Raw genomic sequence first — 26,231 nt, 5'->3', positions numbered from 1 at the left:
GTCTCTCACCTTCAAAGCCGTCTTTTGCGGTTGGAGAAACAGGCTCCAGCCTGCGCTGGAGCGACGGGAGGGAACTACGAAGCGCCGCGCCCCTAGCTGAACGTCAGCCCTGGTTGGCGTCGGCCGACTCGAACAGCCTGGCCCAGCGCTTCGGCTCGCGGCCTTCGCGCAGGCGGCGGTGATAGGCGTCGGAGGCGAGGAGCGGCATCACCGATCCGGCCTCGGCGAACACCATCTGCTCGATGCCGGTGTTCACCTTGCCCCAGCTCGCCGCCTCCTGCAGCGTGGAGGAGGAGCAGGCGCCGTCGCGCACGTCCGCCACCGTGATCTGCACGGCATATTTGTGCACCTCGACATCCTCGTGGCCCAGGATCTCGGCGCAGACGACCGTGTCCTGGATGAAGTTCTTCGGCACGCCGCCGCCGATCATCAGCAGGCCGGTGGTGCCGGCCTTGATCTTGATGTCGGTCAGCTCGCGGAAATCGGCGATGGCGTCCAGCACCATGTAGGGGCGGCCGGCCTTCATGTTGTCGACCTGATGCTTGACCAGGCCGAAGCCGGCGGACGAGTCGACGAAGGCCGGGCAGAAGATCGGCACGTCATGCTCGTAGGCGAGCTTGACGAGGCTGTTCTCCTTCTTGCCGTGCTCGACCAGATACTTGCCCATCTCGCGGATGAAGGCGCGGCTGGAATAGGGCTTCGGCTCCAGCGCGTTGGCGATCTTGTTGATCGTGAAGTCGCAGTCCTGCAGCTGCTCCTCGTCGATATAGGTATCGTAGATGCGATCGATGTAGAGCGAGCGGAGCGTGTCGTCGTCCGGCACCTCCAGCGCCTGATAATGTTTGTGGCCGAGCCCCTCGAAGAAATCCATGTCGACGATCGACGCACCCGTCGCGACGACGACGTCGACCATGTTCGAGCGGACGAGTTCGGCATACAGGTCCATGCAGCCGCCGGCCGAGGTGGAGCCGGCGATCACCAGCACCACCGTGCAGTCCGGATCGGCCAGCATCTGGTTGTAGATGCCGGTGGCGCGGGCGAGATCGCGGCTGGTGAAGCTCATCTTGCCCATCGCCTCGACGATCGGGCGCGCGTCGAACGAGCGGATGTCGATATGCTCGACCTGGGTGGAGAGCAGTTCCGCCTTGCGGGTGTCGTTGATGCCGGCTTCGGCGGGGGTCGCGTCGGTCATGGATGCTCTCCGGAATACAAATGAAAAGCGGCGCCGTCCCGCGGGGGCGGGGCGACGCCGCAGTGCTTCGGCAGCTTTACAGCTTGATGACGTTCGACGGAACCGCCACCGGCTCGGCCGCCACATACACGCTCGCCATCGGCTCGTCGGCCACGATCACGCTCTCGCCGGCGGTGAAGCCGTTGAAGCCGGTGCGCATCGCGCAGCCATAGGCGCCCAGCATGCCGATCTCGATATAGTCGCCCGCATGCACGTCGGCCGGCAGCAGGAACGGGCCGGCCATGTGATCCATGTCGTCGCAGGTCGGGCCGTAGAAGCTGAACGGCATGTCCCGCACCTCGCTTTCCGGCTCGCGCAGCAGGGTCGTCGGGAAACGCCAGCCGACATGCGCCGCATCGAACAGGGCGCCATAGGCGCCGTCGTTGATGTAGAGCTCGTCGCCGCGGCGCTTCTCCACGCGCACCAGCAGGCTGGCATATTCGGCGCAGAGCGCCCGGCCCGGCTCGCACCAGAGCTCCGCCGAATAGCTGATCGGCAGGCTCTCGAACGTGTCGTGGATGGCGCGGAAATAGCTCTCCAGCGGCGGCGGCTCCATGCCCGGATAGATGGACGGGAAGCCCCCGCCGACATCGATCACGTCCACCGTGACGCCCGCCTCGACGATCGCCTGGCGCACGCGCGCCATCGCCTGTACATAGGCTTGCGGGCTCATCGCCTGGCTGCCGACGTGGAAGCAGATGCCCAGCGCGTCGGCCACCTGGCGGGTGGCCATCAGCACGTCCCGCGCCTCGCGCGCGTCGACGCCGAACTTGGAGGCGAGGCTCAGCTTCGACATCTCGGACGAGACGCGCATGCGGACGCACAGCGTGAGATCGGTCGCGCCACCGGTGGCGCGGACGATCTTCTCCAGCTCCTCCACCGTGTCGAGCGAGAAGGTGCGGACGCCGTGCGTGATACGCCTCGGCGATCGCCTCCTCGGCCTTCACTTCGGGTGCATGAAGCACAGGGTGGCGCCCGGCAGCGTCGACGCGACCAGCCGCACCTCGGCGATCGAGGCGACGTCGAAGTGCGTGATGCCGCTCTCCCACAGGATCTTCAGCAGATCCGGCGAGGGATTCGCCTTCACGGCGTACATCGACTTGCCCTTGAACTTCTCCACGAAGAAGCGGGCAGCCCGACGCGCGGCGTGCGGACGAAGCAGCGTTACCGGCTGGACCGGGCACAGCTTGGCGATGTCGATGCCGCGAACGGCGGTCGATTGGGCGGTCGCTAGCCCCAGCGCGCTATGATGCTTGTGCAATTCAAGGGACCTCCAGGAGCGTCAGTTGGCAAGAAAGCTGCCTTGCGGTGGAAGTCCCATGGGGCAGCGGGAGCGCGATATAGGAAGAGCCATCCCCCCTGTAAAGTTGCAATTATGTGTCACACGTTTGTCTTATAACGCAGGTGACTTCCATCGCGCCGAACGCGGCGGTTTGAACGATGAGCCGAGCCGCGCCGGCGCGCAAGCGGGGTGACGCGGCCGCGCCCGGCGCGGCATGCACGAATGCGACGGACCGAGCGCGAATCGGTCCGTCGCCGCCCGGCCCACGCTCCGATTCGCCCGAGGATCCGCCCATGACGACGCGCACCGAGACCGACAGCTTCGGACCCATCGCGGTTCCCGCCGACGCCTATTGGGGCGCGCAGACCCAGCGTTCGATCGAGAACTTCCCGTTCGGCGCCACGGAGCGGATGCCGCTGGGCATCGTCCACGCGCTGGCGGTGGTGAAGCGGGCCGCGGCGCGGGTGAACCGCCGCCATGGCCTCGATTCGACGATCGCCGACGCGATCGAGGCGGCGGCCACGGCGGTGGCGGCAGGCGCGCATGACGACCAGTTCCCGCTCGTCATCTGGCAGACCGGCTCCGGCACGCAATCGAACATGAACGTGAACGAGGTGATCGCCGGCATCGCCAACGAGTCGCTGGCCGGCACGCGCGGCGGCAAGGCGCCGGTGCATCCGAACGACCATGTCAACATGGCGCAATCCTCGAACGACACCTTTCCCACCGCCCTCCACATCGCCTGTGCGCTCGCCGCCACGCGATCGCTGCTGCCGGCGCTGGAGGGCCTGCGCGCCGCGCTGGAGGCCAAGGCGCGGAGCTGGAACGACATCGTCAAGATCGGCCGCACCCATCTGCAGGATGCGACGCCGCTGACGCTGGGGCAGGAATTCTCCGGCTACGTCGCCCAGCTGCACCGCTGCAAGGTGCGGATCGAGCCTGCCGTCAGCCACGGCATGCTGCTGCTGGCGCAGGGCGGCACCGCCGTGGGCACCGGCCTGAACGCCCCCGCCGGCTTCGCCGGGGACGTGGCGGCGGAGATCGCGGCGATCACCGGGCTGCCGTTCGCCTCCGCGCCGAATACGTTCGAGGCGCTCGCCTCCAACGATCCGCTCGTCCATCTCTCCGGCACGCTCGGCACGCTCGCCGTGGCGCTCACCAAGATCGCCAACGACATCCGCCTGCTCGGCTCCGGCCCGCGCTGCGGCCTGGGCGAGCTGCGCCTGCCGGAGAACGAGCCCGGCAGCTCGATCATGCCCGGCAAGGTGAATCCCACCCAGTGCGAGATGCTGACGATGGTGGCGGCGCAGGTGATCGGCAACCACCAGGCGGTGACGGTCGGGGGGATGCAGGGCCACCTGGAATTGAACGTGTTCAAGCCGATGATCGGCGCGGCCGTGCTGCGATCGATCGACCTGCTGGCGGTGGCGATGGAGAGCTTCCGCCTGCGCGCGGTGGACGGGCTGGAGCCGTACCGCGAGCGCATCGCCACTCTGCTCGATCGATCGCTGATGCTGGTGACGGCGCTGGCGCCCGAGATCGGCTACGACGCCGCCGCGAAAATCGCCAAGCACGCCCATGCCGAAGGGCTGACCCTGAAGGAAGCCGGCCTCGCGCTGGGGCTGGTGGACGAGGCCACGTTCGACCGCGTGGTGCGCCCGCAGGCGATGCTGGGGATGTGATGGGCTCGCCGGGAACCGAACCCCGGTCTGCCGCGCTCCTGCCTGCGACTATCGGCGAAAGGATATCCCATGATCGGCAAGGTGATCGGCGCACTTCTCGGCCGCGAGATCGATCGGCGGGACGGCAGCGGCGGCGCGAAGGGCGCGCTGCTGGGCGCGGCGGCGGCGGGCGCGCTGCGGCGCACCGGGCCGCTGGGGCTGGCGCTGGCCGGCGGCTATGTCGCCAAGAAGGTGCTGGATCGGCGTCGCGCGGCGCGCCGCCGCGTCGTCTGAACCGACGGATCGGCGGCTGCCGTCACGGGACGTTGACGCGCAGGGGGCACAGGGGCCAATAGCCCATGCCCCACAAAGCCCTCCCCCGCCGCGGCCTGCTGTTCGTCCTCTCCTCGCCCTCCGGCGCGGGCAAGTCGACCATCGCGCGGATGCTGCTTGAGGGCGATCCGACGCTGGAAATGTCGATCTCCGCCACCACGCGCCCGATTCGCGGCGATGAGGTGGACGGCGTGCACTACCACTTCGTCAGTCTCGATCGCTTCCGCGAGATGCGCGAGGAGGGCGCCTTCCTGGAGTGGGCGCACGTGCTGGGCAATCGCTACGGCACGCCGCGCGCGCCCGTCGAGCGTATGCTGGACGAGGGCCGCGACGTGCTGTTCGACATCGACTGGCAGGGCGCGCAGCAGCTTCACCAGCAGCTGGGCGGGGACACCGTGCGGGTGTTCATCCTGCCGCCCTCGGTCGAGGAGCTCGGCCGGCGCCTGTCGTCGCGCGGCACCGACAGCGCGGAGGTGGTCGCCGCCCGCATGAGCCGCGCCGCCAGCGAGATCAGCCACTGGGACGGCTACGACTATGTCCTGATCAACGACGACGTGCAGGCGTGCATCGCGGAGGTGCGCGCGATCCTGACGGCGGAGCGGCTGAAGCGCAGCCGCCAGATCGGCCTGATCGGCTTCACCCGCAAGCTGATGGCGAGCGGCGCGCCGGCCAACTGACCCGCGCCGCCGGCGGGCGCACCCTCCGCCCGGTCGAACGTCAAGGACCGGGCGCAGGAGGGGCGATCATGGGCGGCAGGCTGGCGGGTGCGAAGACGATCGTGGGCGGACTGGTCGGCGGGCTGACCCTGTTCGTCGTCGGCTTCCTGTTCTGGGCGACGCCGCTGAGCGCGCTCGCTTATTCCAGCGTGGACGATGCCACCAACGCGCAGCTGCAGGCGGCGCTGGCGCAGGGGCTGACGCGGAGCGGCACCGGCACCTACATGATCCCGTGGCCGGCTACGGACCGGGGCACCGTGCTGTTCGGCCAGGGGCCGGTGGCGACGATCCACTTCAACATATCGGGCTTTCCCATCGCCGATCCGGGCGCGATCGTCTCCGGGCTGATCCTGGCGCTCATCACCGGCCTGATCCTCGCCATCGGCCTCAGCTTCGCCGGCCCGCGTACCTTCGGCGAGCGGGCGCGCGTGATCGTGCTGCTGTCGCTGGCGATCACCCTGTACCTCTCGCTCTCCAACCCGATCTTCAACCATCATGGCTGGGGTTACTGGATCTACAGCTTCATCGCCGGCGCCGCCGGCTTCTCCGCCGCCGGCCTGGTGATCGCCCGCTGGTTCCTGCCGAACGCGGCGGTGGCCGAGGTGACGACGGGGACGCGGCACTAGGCGGCTGCGTTACCGCAGAGGCGGAGCGGCGCTTCCGTCAGGCGGAACGCCCGCTCAGTCGGCGAAGGGGTCGCGCACCAGGATGGTGTCGTCGCGCTCCGGGCTGGTGGAGACGAGCGCGACCGGGCAGCGGATCAGCTCCTCCACCCGGCGGATATACTTGATCGCCTGCGCCGGCAGGTCGGCCCAGCTGCGCGCGCCGGCGGTGGACTCGCTCCAGCCCTCGATCGTCTCGTACACCGGCACGGCGCGGGCCTGGTCCTGCGGGTGCGGCGGCAGATAGTCGAACGGGCGGCCGTCCACCGTGTAGCCGGTGCAGATCCTCAGTTCGTCGAAGCCGTCCAGCACGTCCAGCTTAGTCAGCGCGATGCCGGTGATGCCGGAGACGGCGGCGGACTGGCGCACCAGCACCGCATCGAACCAGCCGCAGCGCCGCTTGCGCCCGGTGACGGTGCCGAACTCGTGCCCCCGCTCGCCCAGCCGCTGGCCGATCGCGTCCTCCAGCTCGGTGGGGAAGGGGCCGGAGCCGACGCGCGTGGTGTAGGCCTTGACGATGCCGAGCACGAAGCCGGCCGCCGATGGGCCGAGGCCCGAGCCGCCGGCGGCGGTGCCGGCGATCGTGTTGGACGAGGTGACGAACGGATAGGTGCCGTGATCGACGTCGAGCAGCACGCCCTGCGCGCCTTCGAACAGGATGCGGTCGCCGCGCCGCCGCGCCTCGTTCAGGGTGAGCCACACCGGCCTGGCATAAGGCAGGATGAAGTCCGCGATCTCGCGCAGGCCCGCCACGATCTCGTCGCGATCGATCGGCGCCTCGCCGAAGCCGGCGCGCAGGGCGTCGTGGTGGGCGCAGAGCCGATCGAGCTGCGGCGCGAGATCGTCGAGATGGGCGAGATCGCACACGCGGATCGCCCGCCGCCCCACCTTGTCCTCATAGGCCGGGCCGATGCCGCGGCGGGTGGTGCCGATCTTGCCGGCGCCGCTCGCATCCTCGCGCAGTCCGTCCAGATCGCGGTGGAACGGCAGGATCAGCGGGCACGTCTCGGCGATGTGCAGGTTATCGGGCGTAATCGTCACGCCCTGCGCGGCGAGCTTCGCCACCTCGTCGCGGAAGTGCCACGGGTCGAGCACGACGCCGTTGCCGATCACCGAGAGGGTGCCGCGCACGATGCCGGAGGGCAGCAGGCTGAGCTTGTAGGTCGTGCCGCCCACCACCAGCGTGTGCCCGGCATTGTGCCCGCCCTGGAAGCGCACGACGACGTCGGCCCGCTCGGCCAGCCAGTCGACGATCTTGCCCTTGCCTTCATCGCCCCACTGGGCGCCGATGACGGTGACGTTGGCCATGATGGTTCCTTGCAGCAGATCCTTGTCCCGAGCGAAGACGAGGGGCCGGCCGAGCGTCGCCGAGGCCGTCTTCTCGGCTGCGCTCGAAGGCGTGTCTCGACTTCGCTCGACACAAGGGAGTTTGGGATGCCCTAGATCGGTTCCGGCGCCCCGCCAACCAGCCGGTGCGTACAGCCGAGCGCGGCGGCGTCGTCGCCATCGGCCAGCGCCGCCACCGTCGTCCAGCCGTCCGCGCGCAGGCGGGCGGCGGCGGCGGGGGCGGTGCCGGGCGGCAGGAAGATGCGGCGGCGCGGCTCCTGCCCCAGTCCGGCATCCACCAGCGGATCGATGAACAGGGAGAAGCCGATCGCCGCCTCCTCCATGCCATCGGCGTGGACGACGGTGTAGCTGCCGCCGCGCCCCACCTCGCCGGAGAGACCGTCGCCGAACAGCGAGAAGCCGATCCAGCTCTGATATTCGAAGCCGTGGCGCTCGGTCGGGTCCAGCGTCAGCGCCACGCGATCGCGGAAGGCGTCGGCGATCGCGGCGATGCCGTCCAGCCGGGAGGAGAGGGCGGCGGCGCCCGGCACGGCGCGCAGGCCGGCCATCGCGCGATCCAGCGGACCGGCGGCGGCGATGAACGGCAGGTAGGCGTCCGCGCCGAGCGCGGCGAGACCGCCGGCATCCTTGGCGTCCAGCGTGGCGCGCACCGCATCGATGCGGCCGGCCGGCAGCGGCAGCGGCCCGGCGGCCATCGTCTCGACCAGATCGGGCAGGGTGAGATCGATCGTGATGCCGCGCACGCCCGCCGTCTCCAGCGCCTCGATCGCAACGTCCAGCAGTTCGATCGCGGCGGCCACGGTGTCGCTGCCGATCAGCTCGGCGCCGGCCTGGATCAGCTCGCGCTCCGGCCGCAGCTGGGTGGCGCGCAGCTTCAGCACCGGCCCGCCATAGGCCAGCCGCAGCGGCCGCGCGCGGTGGCGCATGCGGGTGGCGGCGATGCGGCCGATCTGCGCGGTGATGTCCGGCCGCAGCGCCAGCGTGCGCTGCGAGACGGGATCGACGAAGCGCAGCAGATCCTGCGCGCGGGCCGATTTCAGCCGGCCGACCAGCCCCTCCTCGAACTCCGCGAGCGGCGGGGCGACGCGATCATAGCCGTGCCGCCCGATCGCCACGATCACGCGATGCAGCAGCCGCGACGCCGCCTCCGCCTGCGGCGGCAACCGATCGCGCAGACCGACGGGGAGGAGGGCGGACATGGTCATGGTCGATAACTCGGTCTTGGGCGGGCCGCTCTTCCCGAAGAGCCATCGAGCGAAGTCGAAGCAGCATCTCGAAAGATTCTTCGAGACGGGTCTTCGCCTTCGCTCAGCCCTCCTCAGGATGAGCGGAACGGTGCCGCAGCGCTCTAGCGCGGTTGGCCCGCCATGCCAGCCTAAAGCGACGCGGCGGACCAAGCCGTCAGAACTTCAGCGCCTTCACGCTCCGCACGCCCGGCAGCTGGCAGATCTGCCACACCAGCGGCTCCTCAACCGGCGTGTCGATCGAGAGCAGCAGCACCGCCTCGCCGCCCGCGGCGCGGCGGCCGAGGTGGAAGGTGCCGATGTTCACGTCCGCGGCGCCCAGGCTGGTGCCCAGGCGGCCGATGAAGCCCGGCGCATCCTCGTTCACCACGTACAGCATGCGGCCGGCGAGATCCGCCTCCACCTTCACGCCGAAGATCTCGACGAGGCGCGGCTCCGAATTGGCGAACAGCGTGCCCGCGACCGACTTCTCGCCCGCCGGCGTCGTCACCGATACGCGGACGAGGGTGTGATAGTCGCCCTCGCGATCGTGCCGCACCTCGCGCACGTCCAGCCCGCGCTCGCGAGCGAGGAAGGGCGCGTTGACCATGTTCACCGTATCCGAATAGACGCCCATCAGGCCGGAGAGGACGGCGCCGGTGATCGGCTTCTGGTTCAGCTCGGCGGCAGCACCCTCCACCTCGATCGCGACGGCCTTGATGTTGTCGCCCTCCAGCTGGCCGACCAGCGCGCCCAGCCGCTCGGCCAGCGCCATGTACGGCTTCAGCTTCGGCGCCTCCTCGGCCGAGAGCGACGGCACGTTGAGCGCGTTGGTGACGCCTCCGGACATCAGATAGTCGGCCATCTGCTCGGCCACCTGGATCGCCACGTTCACCTGCGCCTCGTTGGTGGAGGCGCCCAGGTGCGGCGTGGAGATGAAGTTCGGCGTGCCGAACAGCGGGCTCTGCTTGGCCGGCTCCTCGACGAACACGTCGAGCGCGGCGCCGGCGACGTGGCCGCTGTCCAGCGCCGCCTTCAGCGCCGCCTCGTCGATCAGGCCGCCGCGCGCGCAGTTGACGATGCGCACGCCCTTCTTCGCCTTGGCGATATTCTCGGCCGAGAGGATGTTGCGGGTGCTGTCCGTCAGCGGCGTGTGCAGGGTGATGAAGTCGGCGCGGGCCAGCAGCTCGTCCAGCGTCACCTTCTCCACGCCCATCTCCACGGCACGCTCGGGGGTGAGGAAGGGATCGTAGGCGACCACCTTCATCTTCAGCCCCAGCGCGCGATCGGCGACGATCGAGCCGATATTGCCCGCGCCGATCAGGCCCAGCGTCTTGGACGTGACCTCCACGCCCATGAAGCGGTTCTTCTCCCACTTGCCGGCCTGGGTGGAGCGGTCCGCCTCCGGCAGGTCGCGGGCGAGGGCGAACATCAGCGCGATCGCATGCTCGGCGGTGGTGATCGAATTGCCGAACGGCGTGTTCATCACCACCACGCCCTTGGCCGAGGCGGCGGGGATGTCGACATTGTCGACGCCGATGCCGGCGCGGCCGACCACCTTCAGGTTGGTCGCGGCGGCGAGCACCTCCTTCGTCACCTTGGTGGCGGATCGGATGGCGAGGCCGTCATAGTCGCCGATCATCGCGATCAGCTCGTCCCGGGTCTTGCCGGTGATCTCGTCCACCTCCACGCCGCGTTCGCGGAAGATCTGGGCGGCGCGGGGGTCCATCTTGTCGGAAATGAGGACTTTGGGCATGGGTCTTGATCCTTGGCGTCATCTGCCAGCCAGCGCACTCGTCCGTCGTTCTGACCATGTCTCAGGATCCATGCGCGACGTGGCGGCGAACCGTCCGGTCGCGGGTGTCGCGCATGGATGCCGAACCACGTTCAGCATGACGATCAAGGAGATGTCTGGAGGTCTGTGAGAAGCAGGCGAGGGCGAGGCGACAGCCTACTGGCCGCGGGCGGAGTGCCAGGCCCATTCGAGCCAGGGGCCAAGCGCCTCGATGTCGGCCGCCTCTACGGTCGCGCCGCACCAGATGCGCAGGCCAGGCGGGGCATCGCGATAGCCGCCAACGTCGTAGGCGGCGTCCTCGCCTTCCAGCAGCGCGGTCATCTTCTTCACGAGCGCGTTCTGCGCCTCGTCGTCCATGCCGGCGACCGCCGCGTCGGCGAACTTGAGGCAGACGCTGGTGTTCGAGCGGGAGGCGGGATCGCTGGCGAGATGATCGAGCCACGGCGTCCGCTGGACGAACTCGTCCAGCGCCGCGGCATTGGCGTCCGCCCGCGCGATCATGCCGGAGAGGCCGCCCACGCCGCGCGCCCACTCCAGGGTCCAGATATAGTCCTCGACCGCCAGCATCGAGGGCGTGTTGATCGTCTCGCCCTTGAAGATGCCCTCGATCAGCTTGCCCTTGGAGGTGAGCCGGAAGACCTTGGGCAGCGGCCGATCCGGCACATAGCTTTCAAGCCGCTCCACTGCGCGCGGGCCGAGGATCAGCACGCCGTGGCCGCCCTCGCCGCCCAGCGCCTTCTGCCAGGAGAAGGTGGCGACATCCAGCTTAGGCCACGGCAGATCCTGCGCGAAGGCGCCGGACGTGGCATCGGCGAAGGTCAGGCCGGCGCGATCGTCGGCGATCCAGTCCCCGTTCGGCACGCGCACGCCGCTGGTGGTGCCGTTCCAGGTGAAGCACACGTCGTGCGACGGATCGATCGCGGCGAGATCGGGCAGCGCGCCATAGGGCGCCTTCACCACCGTCGGCTCCAGCTTCAGCTGCTTCAGCGCGTCCGTCACCCAGCCTTCGCCGAAGCTCTCCCACGCGGCCATGGTGACGGGGCGGGCGCCCAGCATCGTCCACATCGCCATCTCGAACGCGCCGGTGTCGGAACCGGGGACGATGCCGATGCGGTGCGTATCCGGCACGCGCAGGATCTGGCGGGTGAGATCGATCGCGTAGGTCAGCCGGCTCTTGCCGAGCTTGGAGCGGTGCGAGCGGCCGAGCGAGCCGAGGGCGAGATGCTCCGGCCCCCATCCGGGCGGCTTGGCGCAGGGGCCGGACGAGAAATGCGGACGAGCCGGCTTGACGCCGGGGCGGGGAAAATCAGTCATGGTCTCTCCTCACAGAGAGCGCGCGCCGCGTTGGGGCGGCGTGGCCCGCCGGCGCTCATAGACGGGCCGGGCGGGGTGTCAACGCGAATGTCGGAGCTGGGCGTCGCCATGCGGCGCGGCGGGCCGGGCGTGCGACGCCCCGCTCTTGTCCATCGCCGCCGGTCGCCCGATAGACGGGGCGTGCGAACGCTCCCTCCAGCCGCCGCCCGAACCGGGGCAGGGATCGATGCCGGCCTGCGCCGGCGCGGCGGGTGATGGCCGGCAGGGGCATGGATGCCGGCCGGCGCCAGCCTGCCGAGGGCGCGGGGCGGCAGGCGTCGCGCTGGGCGGGCGCGCTGCTGTTCCTGCTCGCCGCGTGCGTGCCGGTGGCCGATCGTCGCCCGCCCGCGCGCCGCGCCGCACCCTCGCCGCCGGTGTCGGCCGGCGGCGCCGAGGATCCGCGGGCGTTGCGGCAATGCTATGCCGATCTCGGCCGGCAGGGCGCCAGCTATCAGGCGCTGCCGGATCGGGTGATGGGCGGCGGCTGCTCGGCGATCGGCACGGTGAAGCTCGTCAGGATCGGCATCCCAACGACCAATCTGGGCGCGATGCGCTGCCGCCTGGCCGAACGCTTCGTCGCGTGGACCAACGAGGCGCTGCAGACCGCCGCCAGCGCCTGGCTGGATTCGCGGGTGGTGAAGATCGAGAGCTTCGGCACCTATGCCTGCCGCCCGGTGAACAACCAGGCGGGCAATCGCCTGTCGGAGCACGGGACGTCCAACGCCGTGGACATCTCCGCCTTCGTGCTGGCGAGCGGCCGGCGGATCACCGTGCTGGGCGACTGGAACGGGCCGGACGAGAATGCCCGCAACTTCCTGCGCGCCGTGCACAAGGCGGCGTGCCGTCGCTTCTCGGTGGTGCTGGGGCCGGATGCGAACGCCCTGCATCGCGATCACCTGCATTTCGACATGGGCCGGGGCTCATATTGCCGCTAAGGCGCCCCGCCTGATTCTCCCGCGAAACCGATCGAGCCCGCATGACCGACCCAGATGTTCCCCAGCGCGTCTTCCCGCCCGCCAAGGCCGATGCCGCCAGCGCCCGCGCCGTGGCGCCGAGCCCGCAGACGGTGGACCCGGCCTATGCGCTGGCCTTTCAGGACATGGACTTCCTGCTGCGCGAGGATCTGCGCCCGGTGCGCTTCCAGCTGGAGCTGATGAAGCCGGAGGTGCTGCTGAACGAGGCGCGCATCCGCTCCACCTTCGTCTTCTACGGCTCCGCCCGCATCCCCGCGCCGGAACGGGCGGACATGATGGTGGACGCAGCCGTCACCGATACGCAGCGCGGGATCGCCGAGCGGCTGCGCGCCAAGGCCCGCTACTATGACGAGGCCCGCGCCCTGGCCGCCCTGGCCAGCGGCACGCCGGTGGATGAGGAGGGCTGGCGCCAGTTCGTCGTCTGCTCCGGCGGCGGCCCCTCGATCATGGAGGCGGCCAATCGCGGCGCGGCCGATGTCGGCGCCGAATCGATCGGCCTGAACATCACGCTCAGCCACGAGCAGGCGCCGAACCCCTATGTCACCCCGTCTTTGTCGTTCCAGTTCCACTATTTCGCGCTGCGCAAGATGCACTTCCTGCTGCGGGCGCGGGCGGTGGCGGTGTTCCCCGGCGGCTTCGGCACGTTCGACGAGATGTTCGAGCTGCTGACCCTGGTGCAGACCGGCAAGATGGCCGCCCTGCCGATCCTGCTGTTCGGCCGCGACTTCTGGCAGCGGGTGGTCGATTTCGACGAACTGGTGGCGGAGGGCGTCGTCTCGCCGAACGACCTGTCGCTGATCCAGTTCGTGGAGACGGCCGAGGAGGCGTGGGACCATGTCCGCGACTATTGGCAGCTGCCCAAGGCCGGATGATGCCCATGACAAGACGCCTGATCTCCAGCGGCTCCCCCTTCGAACGGCAGGTCGGCTATTCCCGCGCGGTGGTGCAGGGCGACTGGTGCTTCGTCGCCGGCACCACGGGCTATGATCCGGAGACGCGGATCATGCCGGAGCAGGCGGCCGATCAGGCGCGCAACGCGCTGAAGGTGATCGCCGCCGCGCTGGACGAGGCCGGCTTCGCCCTCGCCGACGTGGTGCGCGCCACCTATTATTTCACCGACGCCGCCTGCTGGGACGAGGTCGGCCCGGTGCTGGGCGAGGCCTTCGGCGAGATCCGCCCGGCCGCGACGGCGCTGATCGCCGGCCTGGTCAAACCCGAGATGAAGGTGGAAATCGAGGTGACGGCCCTGCGCCGCGGCGCCGGCTGATCGCTACATCTTCAACGCCGCGCGCAGGAACAGGTCCGATCGCCTGAGCATGTCGGCGCGTACGGCGCTGTCGTCCAGTTGGTGATCGAGCGTCCTGTACGTCACGAGCTCGCTGCGGGCGCCGGCCGCCTTCAATGCCTTGTCCATCGCCCGGCTCTCGGCCACGCCGACGTTGGTGTCCTTCTCTCCGTGGAACATCAGCACCGGCGCCTTGATCTCCTCCGCGCGGCGCAACGGCGAGCCTTCGGCGATATGCGGGCCCGTGCCGATATAGGTTTGCATTATACGAGCATTGGTGAACCCCTCCGCCTCGCGCTTCAGCATCGCGAGGTCCGTGACCGGCGCGATGGCGACGATCGCCTTGAACAGGCCGGGGTCGACGGCGCCCGATTGCAGCGCCGCATAGCCGCCATAGGATCAGCCGACTATCGCCAACCGGGCAGGATCGGCAGTGCCCTCGCGCACCAGCCAACGGCCGGCATCGGTCACGTCGCCGATCGCCACCTTCCAGGAGCGGAAGCCGTTGTCGACGAACCACTGATCGCCGTAGCCCGTCGAGCCGCGAAAGTTCGGCTGGAGCACGGCATAGCCGCGGGCGGCGAAGAACTGGGCAAGCCAGTCGAAGCCCCACTCGTCCCGCGCGGCCGGGCCGCCGTGCGGCATCACGATCGCCGGCAGACCCTTGGCCGTCGCACCCACGGGGAGAGTGAGGTAGGCCGGCACCATCGTGCCGTCTCCGGCGGGAAAGCTGACGGCGCGAACCGGCGCCAGCGTCTCTCCTTCCAGGCCGGGGCGCTCCAGCAGGATCGGGTTCATCGCCCTGGCTGCGCGATCCAGCACGTAGTAGCCGCCCGGATTCACATCACTGCCCGCGCGCAGCAGCAGCCTGTTCTCGTCCGCGCTGGCACCGACGAAGCTGATGAGCGGCAGGCCGGGCACTGCCTTGGCGAGCGATCGGGAAAGCTTTGCGTAGGCATCGTCGAAGAAGATCGTCTGGCGTCGATCGGTGACATAGCTGGCGCCGATCACGCGGGCGGATCGACCAACCTGGATCACATCGTCCACATCGACCTGCGGATTGGCATAGACCAGTGCCGTCGTCGCCTTGCCGTCGAGGCTCATGCGGTAGAGCGCCAGGCGGCCGTTTAGCCGGTGAAGTGCGTAGGCGACATTCAGCCCGGCATCCACCGCGATCGGCTGCCAGCCGGTGCGGCTCACGTCGTCGCTGGTCAGCTTGCGCCACTGACCTTTGCCGTCGGGGTCGCGGTAGAAATAGTCGGTCGTCCCGGTGAGCATTCCGGCGGCGTTGTTCTGGTTGATCCACATGATGCGCACGTCGCCGCGGCCATCGGCGATATAGCCTGCGGCATTGGTGCGCGGCTGCTCCACCCGCGCTGTCTGCAGCGTCCGCGTATTGACGAGTTCGACGCCCAGGCCGCCACGGTCGCTCCTGATGTGCGATCCAGTTGTGATTTCCGGCACGAAATCGCGCTCCATCAGCACGCTGCCGTCCTTCCCTGCCATCCAGTCGATGACGCGGCCGTCATGTTGCGAGATGCGCGTGGTGTCTCCAGAGGAGCGCCGCGCCAGCGGCAGCTGGCGTTTGCCGTCGCTATCCATTCCGAACATGCGGCTGAACGATATGCCCTCCAGGTCGCCGCGCTGACGGCAGACGAGGCGATCGGACGCCGACCAGCCGCAGCTCGTCAGCTTCATCGGCACGCCGCTGCTGGTGGCGATCGGCTTGGCTTCGCCCTGGATCGGGGCGACCAGCACGGCGTTGCCGGGGCCGGTAGTGGGCGCGATGATCGCCACCTTGTCGCCATCTGGCGAGAGGCTGATCTGTTCTACCGAGGGTCGCGCGCCGAACAACGCCGCGGCCTTGTCCAGCGGGATCTCGGCACTCGCGCCGCTTGCCGTCGCGATCGCCGCGATCAGCAGCCGATGCCCGCGTCCCCGTTTCCGCATCGATCCCCCCTGTCCCCTGATGGTGGCTTGCTGGCATGGATCGTGGCTGGCGAAAAGCCCTGCGGGACGCTGATGTAGACTACCTGTTGTTGATGCGCGTACCGCCCTCCATCCTGCGCCGCGGCGCCGGCTGATCGCTTCCGTCGTTCAGAGTGACGCAGGAACCTCGTTTCCCGTGCCCCTCCTTTTGCGCGAGAAGGGCGTTCACCAGCGGGCGTCGACCCGCACGCGCCGGTCGGCGCGCGAGGCAGAGGAGGACGATCATGTCTTACGGAACCATTTTTCGGCGCGGCGTTTCGCTGGCGGCACTGCTGGCGGGCGGGGTGCTCGGCGTCGCCGCCTCGGCGCAGACGGCCGATCCGGCCTCGACCCAGGCCGAGACCCGCATGACCACGGCGCCGGCGCCCGTCTCCGCCGGCAAGCCGCCGCTCGCCCAGGCCGGCGTGGCGGGCACGGTGGACGCCAAGGGCGATGCCGGCAGCACCGCCACGGCGCAGATGACGCGCGACAACGGCGCGCCGATCGGCGAGAACCGCCATTCCAAGACGACCGGCGACACTGGCCCCGTGCTGCTGGAAGACAGCCAGCTGATCGAGAAGCTCGCCCGCTTCGATCGCGAGCGGGTGCCGGAGCGTGTGGTCCACGCGCGCGGCACGGGCGCCGGCGGCGTGTTCACCGCCACGGCCGATATGGGCGACATCACCAAGGCGTCGCTGTTCGTGGCCGGCAAGAAGACGCCGGTGTTCGTCCGCTTTTCCACCGTGATCCACCCGTCCGGTAGCCCGGAAGGCATGCGCGATCCGCGCGGCTTCGCGACGAAATTCTATACCGATCAGGGCAATTGGGATCTCGTCGGCAACAACCTGCCGATCTTCTTCATCCGCGACGCGATCCAGTTTCCGGACATGATCCACTCGCTGAAGCCGTCGCCTATCACCAACAAGCAGGATCCCAACCGCTTCTTCGACTTCTTCTCGGCCACGCCCGAATCGACCAACATGCTGACGCACGTCTATTCGAACCTCGGCACGCCGGCCTCGTACCGCACCATGGACGGCAACGGCGTCCACGCCTTCAAGCTGGTGAACGCCAAGGGCGAGACGATCTTCGCCAAGTTCCGCTGGATCAGCCGCCAGGGCATTCGCAACCTGAACGGCGCGCAGGTGGCGACGGCCACGTGGAACTATCTGACCGACGATCTCTACCAGGAGATCGGGCGCGGCAACTATCCGACCTGGGACCTGATGGTGCAGACCATGACCCCGGCCGAGTTCGCCAAGCTCGACTATAATCCGTTCGACGACACCAAGGAGTGGCTGGGCGTGCCGTTCCGCAAGATCGGCGAGATGACGCTGAACAAGGTGCCCGACAGCTTCTTCGAATATACCGAGCAGTCGGCCTTCGCCCCTTCGAACATGGTGCCCGGGATCGAGGCGTCGCCGGATCGCATGCTGCAGGGGCGGCTGTTCTCCTATGCCGATACCCAGCGTTATCGCGTCGGCGCCAACGTGCAGCAGCTGCCGGTCAACCGGCCGCTGGTGGCGGTGACGAACAACAACCAGTTCGGCCAGCTCGATCAGGCGGAGCGCAAGAGCGACGTCAACTACTTCCCGGCGGCCACGGCGGCGAAGGCCACGGCGGACCAGTATCGCCAGTCGACCTACGAGGTGTCGGGGCTGGTGGATGCCAAGCCGATCGCGAAGACCGACAACTTCGCGCAGGCCGGCGCCTTCTACCGGGCACTGAAGCCGCAGGACAAGGCGGACCTCGTCAAGAACCTGGCCGGCGACCTGAACGTCGTCACCTCCGCGCGGACCAAGACGATCATGGTCAGCTACTTCACGCAGGCGGACCGGGATTTCGGCACGCGGCTGGCCAAGGCGGTGAACGTGCCGATGGCCGAGGTGAACAAGGCCATCGACGAGTATAAGGCCGCGAACCCGCAGCAGCAGGTCGCCTCGGCCAACTGACCCGCCAAGGGTCGCACCGGCCCGGCGCGCTTCCCCTCGCGCGCCGGGCCATTCGTGGGAGAGCCCGACATGCTCGCACTGATGATCGCGGCGGCCACGGCGGCCGCCGCGCCCGCTCTGCCGCCGCCCGCGCGCCGGCAGCAACTGCTGTTCGAGGCCGCGCGGCTGGGCCGCACCGATCTGATCGCGCCGCTGGCGGCGAGCGGGGTGGATGTGGACGCCCGCGATCCGCGCGGCTTCACCGCCCTGATCCTCGCCGCCTATAACGATCACCTCGATACCGTGGAGGCGCTGATCGCCGCCAAGGCCGATCCGTGCCTGCCGGATCGCGATCAGGGCAACACCGCGCAGATGGGCGTCGCCTTCAAGGGCTATGACCCGATCGCCGCGCGGCTGCTGCGCGCCGGGTGCGACGTGAACGCGCGCAACAAGGCCGGGCAGACGGCGCTGATGATGGCCGCCCTGTTCGGCCGCACCCGGCAGATCGAGATGCTGAAGGCCGCCGGCGCTGATGCGGGCGCGGTCGATCGCGCCGGCAACACGGCGGCATCGGTGGCGGCTGGGCAGGGGAATGACGCGGCGGTGCGGCAACTGGGTCGCTAAGATCCTTCCCCGCGCCGGCCGGGATCGGTTACACCGGCCGGATGTCCACCACCTACACCATCGACACCGCCACCAGCCGCGCCAACCCCACGCCCGCACCGATGAAGCGGATGACGGTGCCGGCGATCCGCGCCCGCAAGCAGAACGGCGTCACGGCCGAGCCGCTGGTGATGCTGACCGCCTACACCGTGCGCATGGCGCAGCTGCTCGATCCGCACTGCGACATCCTGCTGGTGGGCGATTCGCTGGGCCAGGTGATCTACGGCCTGCCTTCCACCGTGCCCGTCAGCATGGAGATGATGGCGGCCCACGGCGCCGCCGTCACGCGCGGCAGCTGGCACAGCCTGGTCGTGATCGACATGCCGTTCGGCAGCTACGAGGCCTCGCCCGAGCAGGCGTTCCTCAGCGCCGCGCGGCTGCTGAAGGAGACGGGCGCCGCCGCCGTGAAGCTGGAGGGCGGGCAGGCGATGGCGGCGACGATCGCCTTCCTGTCGGCGCGCGGCATCCCGGTGATGGCGCATGTCGGCCTCACCCCGCAGGCGGTGAACGCGCTGGGCGGCTATGGCGCGCGCGGCCGCAGCGAGGCGGAGGCGGGCAAGATCATGGCGGATGCGACGGCGGTGGCGGAGGCCGGCTGCTTCGCCATGGTGATCGAGGGCGTGCTGGAGCCGATCGCCACCGCCATCACCGCGGCGGTGGCCTGCCCGACGATCGGCATCGGCGCCTCGGCCGAGTGCGACGGGCAGGTGCTGGTGGTGGACGACATGCTCGGCATGTTCGATCGGGTGCCGCGCTTCGTGAAGAAATATGACGAGCTCGGCCAGCGCATCGCCGAGACGGCCGGCCGCTACGCCGCCGACGTGCGCGCGCGCACGTTTCCCACGGCGGATCAAACCTACCGGGCGAAGGGCTGAACCAGCTTTCGTTCAGGTCGGCCTGCGTCTAAGGGGGGCGATGCGCGGTCGCGCCCCGATGCCTGTGGAGATCATGCGTGGCCCTCACGCCCCAGAATGAAGAGACGTTCTTCCGCGAAGTGGACGAGGAGCTGCGGCGCGAGCAGCTCGGCAGTTTCTGGCGGCGTTATGGCCGCCTGGTGGCGGCTGCGGTGGTCGTCGGGCTCGTCGCCTTCGCCGGCTACCTCTATTGGCAGCATCGCCAGGCCGAGCAGGCGGGTCTCGCCGGTGAGCGCCTGAGCGGCGCCCTGCGCGACATCAGCGACAACAAGCGGCCGGCGGCGGAGCCGGTGCTGGCGCAGCTCTCGACCAGCGGGATCGACGGGTATCGCGCCACCGCCCGGCTCACCACCGCCGCGCTGGCGCTGGACAAGGGCGACGACAAGACGGCCGCCGCGCAATATGCCGCGATCGCCGGCGACGCCGGGCTGGCCAAACCGTTCCGCGATCTGGCGCTGATCCGGCAGACGGCGGTGGAGTATGACAGCCTGCCGCCCGCCACCGTGATCGCGCGGCTGCGGCCGCTGGCGGTTTCCGGCAATCCGTGGTTCGGCAGCGCCGGCGAGCTCGTCGGCCTCGCCTATCAGAAGATGGGCAAGAACGAGCTGGCCGGCCCGCTGTTCGCCGCGATGGCCAAGGACAAGGACGTGCCGGAGACGATCCGCACGCGGGCGATGCGGCTGGCGGGGCTGCTGGGGGTGGATGCGGTGGCGCAGCCGGCGGCGGCCGGCGCGATCCGGTCGGCTGGGGAATAAGCGGATGAAGCGTTTCGTGATCGGGCTGGCGCTCCTGGCGTCGCTCAGCGGTTGCAGCATCTTCGGCGGCGGCGGCGAGAAGAAGCCCAAGACGCCGGTGCTGGGCGAGCGGATGCCGGTGCTGAACGCCGAGACCGGCGCCGAGGTGGATCCCTCGCTGGCCGACACGCCGGTGGACCTGCCGGCCGGATCGATCAACGGCGACTGGACGCAGCCCGGCGGCAACGCCGCCAAATCGATGGGCAGCCTGGCGATCGGGCTGGAGCTGAAGCCCGCCTGGTCCGTGCGGATCGCCGGCAGCACCGCCAAGGAGCGGCTGGCCGCCTCCCCGGTCGTCTCCGGCGACACGGTGTACGTGATCGACGTGAACGCCGTCGTCCACGCCTTCCGCGTGGCGGACGGCAAGGAGGCGTGGGCCACCGCCACCGGGGCCGACGACAAGAGCAAGTCGTCCCGCTTCGGCGGCGGCGTCAGCTTCGACAATGGCCGGCTCTACGCCACCAACGGCGTCGGCGACGTGGCGGCGCTGGATGCGACCAGCGGCAGCATCCTGTGGAAGAAGCGGCCGGGCGGGCCGCTGCGCGGGGCGCCGACGATCGCCAACGACACGCTCTACGTCGTCAGCCAGGACAATCAGCTGTTCGCCCTGAAGGCCAGCGACGGCAGCACGCTGTGGAACGAGGCGGGCACGCTGGAGCTGGCCGGCGTGTTCGGCGTGGCCGCGCCCGCCGCCGCGCAGGGCACGGTGGTGGCCGGCTTCTCCTCCGGCGAGCTCAACGCCTACCGCTACGAGAATGGCCGCAGCGTGTGGCAGGATGCGCTCTCCCGCACCAGCATCTCCACCGCCGTCGCCAGCCTCTCCGACATCGACGCCGATCCGGTGATCGATGCCGGCCGGGTCTACGCCGTGGGCCAGGGCGGCCGCATGGTGGCGCTGGAGCTGACGACCGGCCAGCGCCTGTGGGAGCTGAACGTCGCCGGCATCTCCACCCCCTGGGTGGCCGGCGACTGGTTGTTCGTGGTGACGGACGAGGCGAAGCTGCTCTGCATCGCCCGCACCACCGGCAAGGTGCGCTGGATGTCGCAGCTGCGACGCTATCGCGACGACAAGCCGAAGAAGGGCACGATCAGCTGGACCGGGCCGGTGCTGGCCGGCGACCGCCTGATCCTCGCCAGTTCCGAGGGGCAGCTCGCCAACGTCGCGACGGCGGATGGCAAGCTGCTCTCCACCGGCAAGGCCGGCGCGCCGGTGTTCCTCTCCCCCGTGGTGGCGAGCCAGACATTGTTCCTGCTGGACAATGAGGGCCATCTGACCGCCTGGCGCTGACGGACCGGCCGCCGCCGATCAGCGCGTGAGCCGCTGATTGCCTGGCGCCGGCCGATCGAGCGCCTGCTGGATCGCCGAGGTGACGCGCTGGTTGGGCCGGCCGCGCAGCACATCGCTGACCGACTTGCGCGGCAGATCGTGCGCCCGCTCGAAGGCGAAGATGGAGCCGAAGCTCTTGCGCAGGGCGGCCTTCACGTCTTCGCGGTGCATCGAGGCAAGCTGCATTCGGTTTCTCCGGGATAAAGCTACAGCTCCGTCCGATAACCGCCTTCCCGGCCGGGCGGTCGACGATCCTGCTCGAAATCGGTGCGATCGGCCGGCGGCGGCCAAGCGACTCGCGCGGATGCGCTCCAGCGACTAGAGCGGCGCCATGTCCCATCCTTCGTCCCGCCACCGCACCGTCGCCATCGTCGGCCGCCCGAACGTCGGCAAGTCGACCCTGTTCAACCGCCTCGTCGGCAAGCGCCTGGCGCTGGTGGACGATCGCCCGGGCGTGACGCGCGATCGCCGCGAGGGCGATGCGCAGCTGCTCGGCCTGGACTTCCGCATCGTCGACACCGCCGGCTTCGAGGATGAGGATCCCGATACGCTGCCCGGCCGGATGCGCCAGCAGACCCAGGCCGCCGTCAGCACCGCCGACGTGGCCCTGTTCATGATCGACGCGCGCGCCGGAATCCTGCCGCTGGACGAGGAGATCGCCCGCTGGCTGCGCGACGGCGAGACGCCGGTGGTGCTGCTGGCCAACAAGGCCGAGGGCAAGGCGGGCGAGGGCGGCGTGCTGGAGGCGTTCGGGCTGGGCTTTGGCGATCCGGTGCCGTTCAGCGCCGAGCATGGCGAGGGGCTGGTCGACCTGTTCGAATCGCTGCGCCCCTTTATCGAGCATGACGATGCCGAACCCGCCGAGGAGGAGCCGGAGGAGGGCGGCCCGCTGAAGCTGGCGATCGTCGGCCGGCCGAACGCGGGCAAGTCCACCCTCGTGAACCGCATCCTGGGCGAGGAGCGGATGATCACCGGGCCGGAGGCGGGCATCACCCGCGATTCGATCGCGATCGACTGGGACTGGCACGCGCCCGACGGCGAGATCCGGCCGGTGCGGCTGATCGACACCGCCGGGCTGCGCAAGAAGGCCAAGGTGCAGGACAAGCTGGAGAAGCTCTCCGTTGCCGATGCGCTGCACGCGGTGGACTTCGCCGAGGTGGTGGTGCTGCTGCTGGACGCCACCCTGGGGCTGGAGGCGCAGGACCTGCGCATCGCCGACAAGGTGCTGCAGGAGGGCCGCGCGCTGCTGATCGCGCTGAACAAGTGGGACGTGGCCGAGCATCCGCCGAGCCTGTTCCAGGGCGTGCGCGCCGCCTTGGACGAGGGGCTGGCGCAGGTGAAGGGCCTGCCCCTGCTCACCGTCTCCGCCGCCACCGGGCGCGGCGTGGACCAGCTGCTCGCCGCCGCGTTCGAGACGCGCGACGCCTGGTCCAAGCGGGTCTCGACCGGCCAGCTGAACCGCTGGTTCGAGAAGGCGATCGAGGCCAACCCGCCGCCGGCGCCCGGCGGCAAGCGGATCAAGCTGCGCTATCTCACCCAGGCCAAGACGCGGCCGCCCGGCTTCATCCTGTTCGGCACGCGGGTGGATCAGCTGCCGGAAAGCTACCGCCGCTATCTGGTGAACGGTATCCGCCGCGATCTCGGCTTCGGGGCGGTGCCGGTGCGCCTCACCCTGCGCGCGCCGAAGAACCCGTTCGACTGAGCGCGGTGGCCGCGATCGTCGATGCGCGCGGGCTGCGCTGTCCGTGGCCGGCGCTGCGGCTGGCTAGGGCGATGCGCGGCCTGGCCGCAGGTGCCGGCGTGCGGCTGATCGCCGACGATCCGGCGGCGGCGGCGGAGGTGGCGGCCATGGCGGCCGAGCGCGGCTGGACGGTCGCCACGCCGGCGCCGGACACGTTCGACGTGACGGTGAGGATCGTCCCATAACGGAGCATTCCGCCGGCGGGTGTAAACCTGATATTTACTCAGTTCCGGCAAGCCACGGTCAGGGGATCCCCGAACGGATCGTTTCGAGGAAGCAGGGCCGGTGTCACAGACAGATACAGCGATCGTCGACTGGCGAACCTTCTCGCAGGCGCGCGCGGAGCTCGGGGCCGGCTTCGTCCGCATCCTGAGCTACTTCCGCGAGGACGGGACCAAGTCGGTCGCGGCGATCGAGCAGGCGATGCGCAAGCTGGACGCGACCGCGCTGGTGATCCCGGCGCACACGCTGAAGGGGGAGGCGCTGCAGTTCGGCGCGGAACCGCTGGGCGCGCTGGCCGAGCAGATCGAGCAGGTGGCGCGCCGCTGCATCGAGACGCGCCAGTCCCCCAGCGAGCTGATCGAGGTGGTGGTCCGCCTGCGTCCGCTGTTCGAGCAGACCCTGGCGATGTTCGATCGCGAGACCAACCCGCTGGTCGATCGCCGCCCCGCCTTCGGCCGCAAGATGCCGGCGCAGAGCCTCAGCCGGGCCTGACCTCGGCGTAATCGCCTAGAGCATATCGAAATTTTGCGGAAGAAGCCGGTTTGGTTTGCGTTTGTGCAAACCGCTCATCCTGAGGAGCCATTGAGCCTGCCGAAATGGCGTCTCGAAGGATCCTTCGAGACGGGTCTTCGCCTCCGCTCAGCCCCTCCTCAGGATGAGCGGACATGCAAAAAAGCTGAAGGTCGATACGGCTAAAGCACGCCGCGCTCGGGCGGCGCGATGTCCGCGGTGAGTTCGGCCGGATCGAAATAATCGCGCCACTCGCTGATCCGCCCGTCGCGCAGGCGGAACACGCCCATCGCCCGCAGCGATTTCCAGATGCCGCGCATCTGCACGCGATCGGTCCGCTCCGTCATCACCAGATCGCCATCGGCGACGATATTGTGGGTGATCCAGTCCGACGCCTGCACGTCGAAGCCGGCGAGGTTGGCCATCACCGCGTCGCGCCCCGCCACCGGCGCCCACGGCATGTTCTGATAGGCGACGTCCTCGGTCATCAGCGCCGAGACGGCATCCCAGTCGACCCGGTTCCAGGCATCGATGAACGCCTGCACGACTTCCTTGTTGGTCATCCCGCCCCCCGCTTCTTCCCGGCGAGGCTGGCGCAAGCCGCCGCGACTGTCAAAAGCCGCGCGCTTGTCCTTTTGGGGAGTTGCCGGGGGCGGGGCGGCCCCTAGCCTCCGCCGCTTGAGCCCGCACACGCCGGAGAGGATCGAGATGGCCACCAACAGGCAAGTCGTGCTGAGGAGCCGGCCGGACGGGAACCCGGTGCCGGACAATTTCGCGATGGCCGAGGCGGACATCCCGGTGCCCGGCGAGGGCGAGATGCTGATCCGCAACCTCTACATCTCGATGGAGCCGGCGATCCGCGGCTGGCTGGACGACAATGACGCCAACTATTTCGCGCCGCTCGCCATCGGCGAGAAGATCCGCTCGCCGATGGTCGGCCGTGTCGTGCAGTCGAACAATCCGGGCTTCGCGGTCGGCGACATCGTCTTCGCGCTGCTGGCGTGGGAGGATTATTCGATCGCCAGCGACGCCACGATCGTGCTGCAGAAGCTGCCGGTCGCGGCGGACATGCCGCTTTCCTATTATGTCGGGCCGCTCGGCGGATCCGGCCTGACCGGCTATATCGGCCTGCACGAGGTCGGCCGCATGAAGGTGGGCGACACGGTGGTGATGAGCGCGGCGATGGGCGCCGTCGGCCATATCGCCGCGCAGGTGGCCAAGCTGCGCGGCTGCCGCGTCGTCGGCATCCTCGGCTCGGCCGAGAAGGCGCGGCTGGCGATGGAGGAATATGGCTACGACGCCGTCGTCAACTATCGCGATACGGACGATCTGGTCGGCGCGATCCGCGCGGCGTGCCCGGAAGGCGCGGACATCTTCTACGACAATGTCGGCGGCGCGACCCTGGATGCGATGCTGGTGTGCATGAAGGATTTCGGCCGCATCGTCTCCTGCGGCATGATCGCCGGCTACAACCAGTCCGACACGCCGCCGCCCGTCTACAATTTGTGGCAGATGGTGGCGCGCCAGCTGGAGATGAAGGGCTTCCTGCTGCCCGCCTTCGCCGACAAGATCCCGGAGGCGCTGGCCGCGATCGAGGGCTGGATCCGCGAGGGCAAGATCAAGGTGCTGGAGAACAGGCGCGTCGGGCTGGCGGAAGCCCCGGCCTTGTTCTGCGACCTGATGAGCGGCCGCACGATCGGCAAGACGGTGCTGGAGATCGATCTGGTGGACGAGGCGGCCTGAACGGACGCGGCCGGACCGCGCGGAGAGGGGACGACGATGAGCGAGATCGATGCCGGCACCGTGCGCCGGCTGGTGGACGAGGCGGACATACGCGACGTGCTCGGCCGCTACGCCTCCGCCGTCGACTGGATGAACTGGCCGGTGGCGGAGAGCCTGTTCTGGGACGATGCCGAGATGGACTTCGGCGACATGTTCCGCGGATCGCGCGCGGATTTCATGCCGTTCCTGATCGGCCTGGAAGAAGGCTATAAGCGCCGCATGCACCTGTTCGGCATGCCGCGCATCGCTCTGCGGGGCGACGGCGCCGATGTCGAGCTCGCCAGTATCACCCACGTTCGCGTGGCGGGCGAGGACCAGCGCACCGACAGCTTCATCTACGGCCGCTACATGATCGGCATGGAGCGGCGCGGCGGCGTGTGGCGGATGACGCGCCTGCTGTTCATGCTCAACCAGTTCCAGAGCCACGACGGCCCGCCCTCCGATGCCGGGCCGATCAACCTGGCGGACGATCTGTTCCCCGGCCACCGCCACGCCCCGCACATCGGGTGAGGCCGCC

At 69.4% G+C, this 26,231-nt stretch carries 25 protein-coding genes and 2 pseudogenes; 17 read left to right on the top strand and 10 right to left on the bottom strand.

What is annotated here, in order from left to right:
* Positions 1-103: 103 nt before the first annotated feature.
* From GNT64_RS10750 to GNT64_RS21880, 3 genes and pseudogenes are all read right to left on the bottom strand, one after another.
* Positions 104-1,192: a 1,9-bis(guanidino)-5-aza-nonane synthase gene (locus GNT64_RS10750; RefSeq protein WP_156679527.1), complete on the bottom strand. Its 1,089-nt coding sequence runs from the start codon at positions 1,190-1,192 to the stop codon at positions 104-106.
* Between the two features lie 76 nt (positions 1,193-1,268).
* Positions 1,269-1,658, bottom strand: a complete 390-nt coding sequence (locus GNT64_RS21885) for a type III PLP-dependent enzyme domain-containing protein (protein ID WP_277873272.1) — start codon at positions 1,656-1,658, stop codon at positions 1,269-1,271.
* Between the two features lie 27 nt (positions 1,659-1,685).
* Positions 1,686-2,351, bottom strand: a pseudogene (locus tag GNT64_RS21880) (type III PLP-dependent enzyme domain-containing protein); the annotation flags it as partial.
* 455 nt (positions 2,352-2,806) lie between these two features.
* Here GNT64_RS21880 and fumC point away from each other — a divergent pair.
* The 4 genes from fumC to GNT64_RS10725 all read left to right on the top strand — a co-directional run bounded on the left by fumC (position 2,807) and on the right by GNT64_RS10725 (position 5,849).
* A complete protein-coding gene (gene fumC / locus GNT64_RS10740; protein WP_156679526.1) occupies positions 2,807-4,195 on the top strand; it encodes a class II fumarate hydratase in 1,389 nt (462 codons plus the stop codon).
* A 69-nt stretch (positions 4,196-4,264) separates the two neighbouring features.
* Positions 4,265-4,468 carry a hypothetical protein gene (locus GNT64_RS10735; protein WP_156679525.1) on the top strand — a complete coding sequence of 68 codons (204 nt, stop codon included), beginning with the start codon at positions 4,265-4,267 and terminating at the stop codon, positions 4,466-4,468.
* A gap of 65 nt (positions 4,469-4,533) precedes the next feature.
* A complete protein-coding gene (gene gmk, locus GNT64_RS10730; RefSeq protein WP_156679524.1) occupies positions 4,534-5,184 on the top strand; it encodes a guanylate kinase in 651 nt (216 codons plus the stop codon).
* A 68-nt stretch (positions 5,185-5,252) separates the two neighbouring features.
* On the top strand, positions 5,253-5,849 hold the full coding sequence (locus GNT64_RS10725; RefSeq protein WP_156679523.1) for a hypothetical protein: 597 nt from the start codon (positions 5,253-5,255) through the stop codon (positions 5,847-5,849).
* Between the two features lie 54 nt (positions 5,850-5,903).
* Here the strand turns inward: GNT64_RS10725 and GNT64_RS10720 are convergent, their stop codons facing one another.
* The 4 genes from GNT64_RS10720 to GNT64_RS10705 form a co-directional block, all read right to left on the bottom strand.
* Entirely contained in the window at positions 5,904-7,193 is a 1,290-nt protein-coding gene (locus tag GNT64_RS10720) for an adenylosuccinate synthase (protein WP_156679522.1), read from the bottom strand.
* A gap of 131 nt (positions 7,194-7,324) precedes the next feature.
* On the bottom strand, positions 7,325-8,437 hold the full coding sequence (locus GNT64_RS10715; protein WP_156679521.1) for an ATP phosphoribosyltransferase regulatory subunit: 1,113 nt from the start codon (positions 8,435-8,437) through the stop codon (positions 7,325-7,327).
* A 196-nt stretch (positions 8,438-8,633) separates the two neighbouring features.
* On the bottom strand, positions 8,634-10,211 hold the full coding sequence (gene serA / locus GNT64_RS10710; protein ID WP_156679520.1) for a phosphoglycerate dehydrogenase: 1,578 nt from the start codon (positions 10,209-10,211) through the stop codon (positions 8,634-8,636).
* A gap of 195 nt (positions 10,212-10,406) precedes the next feature.
* The gene (locus GNT64_RS10705; protein ID WP_156679519.1) at positions 10,407-11,564 is read right to left on the bottom strand and encodes a phosphoserine transaminase; all 1,158 of its coding nucleotides are present in this window, start codon (positions 11,562-11,564) and stop codon (positions 10,407-10,409) included.
* Positions 11,565-11,818: 254 nt separating this feature from the next.
* Between GNT64_RS10705 and GNT64_RS10700 the strand changes: the two genes are divergently transcribed.
* From GNT64_RS10700 to GNT64_RS10690, 3 genes are read left to right on the top strand one after another with little or no spacing between them, the layout of a single operon-like run.
* Positions 11,819-12,538, top strand: a complete 720-nt coding sequence (locus GNT64_RS10700; protein ID WP_156679518.1) for an extensin family protein — start codon at positions 11,819-11,821, stop codon at positions 12,536-12,538.
* A gap of 41 nt (positions 12,539-12,579) precedes the next feature.
* Positions 12,580-13,449 carry an LOG family protein gene (locus GNT64_RS10695; RefSeq protein ID WP_156679517.1) on the top strand — a complete coding sequence of 290 codons (870 nt, stop codon included), beginning with the start codon at positions 12,580-12,582 and terminating at the stop codon, positions 13,447-13,449.
* Between the two features lie 5 nt (positions 13,450-13,454).
* Positions 13,455-13,844, top strand: a complete 390-nt coding sequence (locus tag GNT64_RS10690) for a RidA family protein (RefSeq protein ID WP_156679516.1) — start codon at positions 13,455-13,457, stop codon at positions 13,842-13,844.
* A 3-nt stretch (positions 13,845-13,847) separates the two neighbouring features.
* Here the strand turns inward: GNT64_RS10690 and GNT64_RS22240 are convergent.
* Positions 13,848-15,170 (bottom strand): annotated as a pseudogene (locus GNT64_RS22240) (alpha/beta hydrolase family protein).
* A 905-nt stretch (positions 15,171-16,075) separates the two neighbouring features.
* Between GNT64_RS22240 and GNT64_RS10680 the strand changes: the two are divergent.
* The 5 genes from GNT64_RS10680 (at position 16,076) to GNT64_RS10660 (ending at position 21,420) form a co-directional block, all read left to right on the top strand.
* Positions 16,076-17,782, top strand: coding sequence for a catalase (locus GNT64_RS10680; RefSeq protein ID WP_156679515.1), 1,707 nt, complete (start codon positions 16,076-16,078; stop codon positions 17,780-17,782).
* A 69-nt stretch (positions 17,783-17,851) separates the two neighbouring features.
* The gene (locus tag GNT64_RS10675) at positions 17,852-18,385 is read left to right on the top strand and encodes an ankyrin repeat domain-containing protein (RefSeq protein WP_231639463.1); all 534 of its coding nucleotides are present in this window, start codon (positions 17,852-17,854) and stop codon (positions 18,383-18,385) included.
* Positions 18,386-18,426: 41 nt separating this feature from the next.
* Positions 18,427-19,299, top strand: a complete 873-nt coding sequence (gene panB / locus GNT64_RS10670) for a 3-methyl-2-oxobutanoate hydroxymethyltransferase (protein WP_156679514.1) — start codon at positions 18,427-18,429, stop codon at positions 19,297-19,299.
* 77 nt (positions 19,300-19,376) lie between these two features.
* Positions 19,377-20,093 carry a tetratricopeptide repeat protein gene (locus tag GNT64_RS10665; RefSeq protein WP_156679513.1) on the top strand — a complete coding sequence of 239 codons (717 nt, stop codon included), beginning with the start codon at positions 19,377-19,379 and terminating at the stop codon, positions 20,091-20,093.
* Positions 20,094-20,097: 4 nt separating this feature from the next.
* Positions 20,098-21,420, top strand: coding sequence for an outer membrane protein assembly factor BamB family protein (locus GNT64_RS10660; protein ID WP_156679512.1), 1,323 nt, complete (start codon positions 20,098-20,100; stop codon positions 21,418-21,420).
* A gap of 18 nt (positions 21,421-21,438) precedes the next feature.
* On the opposite strand, the gene GNT64_RS10655 is transcribed toward GNT64_RS10660, so the two are convergent.
* A complete protein-coding gene (locus GNT64_RS10655; protein ID WP_231639461.1) occupies positions 21,439-21,645 on the bottom strand; it encodes a helix-turn-helix domain-containing protein in 207 nt (68 codons plus the stop codon).
* 145 nt (positions 21,646-21,790) lie between these two features.
* On the opposite strand from GNT64_RS10655, the gene der reads away from it, so the two are divergent.
* The 3 genes from der (at position 21,791) to GNT64_RS10640 (ending at position 23,914) form a co-directional block, all read left to right on the top strand.
* Positions 21,791-23,161 carry a ribosome biogenesis GTPase Der gene (gene der, locus GNT64_RS10650; protein ID WP_156679511.1) on the top strand — a complete coding sequence of 457 codons (1,371 nt, stop codon included), beginning with the start codon at positions 21,791-21,793 and terminating at the stop codon, positions 23,159-23,161.
* A gap of 5 nt (positions 23,162-23,166) precedes the next feature.
* Positions 23,167-23,385 carry a sulfurtransferase TusA family protein gene (locus tag GNT64_RS10645; RefSeq protein ID WP_156679510.1) on the top strand — a complete coding sequence of 73 codons (219 nt, stop codon included), beginning with the start codon at positions 23,167-23,169 and terminating at the stop codon, positions 23,383-23,385.
* 100 nt (positions 23,386-23,485) lie between these two features.
* Complete coding sequence (locus GNT64_RS10640) at positions 23,486-23,914, top strand: Hpt domain-containing protein (RefSeq protein WP_156679509.1); 429 nt, start codon at positions 23,486-23,488, stop codon at positions 23,912-23,914.
* 200 nt (positions 23,915-24,114) lie between these two features.
* On the opposite strand, the gene GNT64_RS21545 is transcribed toward GNT64_RS10640, so the two are convergent.
* On the bottom strand, positions 24,115-24,495 hold the full coding sequence (locus tag GNT64_RS21545) for a limonene-1,2-epoxide hydrolase family protein (protein WP_197277364.1): 381 nt from the start codon (positions 24,493-24,495) through the stop codon (positions 24,115-24,117).
* Between the two features lie 145 nt (positions 24,496-24,640).
* Between GNT64_RS21545 and GNT64_RS10630 the strand changes: the two genes are divergently transcribed.
* Together GNT64_RS10630 and GNT64_RS10625 are read left to right on the top strand one after the other, a co-directional pair.
* Positions 24,641-25,675: an NADP-dependent oxidoreductase gene (locus tag GNT64_RS10630; RefSeq protein ID WP_156679507.1), complete on the top strand. Its 1,035-nt coding sequence runs from the start codon at positions 24,641-24,643 to the stop codon at positions 25,673-25,675.
* Between the two features lie 36 nt (positions 25,676-25,711).
* Positions 25,712-26,224: a nuclear transport factor 2 family protein gene (locus GNT64_RS10625; protein WP_156679506.1), complete on the top strand. Its 513-nt coding sequence runs from the start codon at positions 25,712-25,714 to the stop codon at positions 26,222-26,224.
* Positions 26,225-26,231: the final 7 nt, after the last annotated feature.

The sequence above is a fragment of the Sphingomonas profundi genome, assembly GCF_009739515.1.
Classification (GTDB): domain Bacteria; phylum Pseudomonadota; class Alphaproteobacteria; order Sphingomonadales; family Sphingomonadaceae; genus Alterirhizorhabdus; species Alterirhizorhabdus profundi.
Note: the sequence above shows the minus strand (reverse complement) of the source record. Positions and strands in the feature narration are given on the sequence as shown.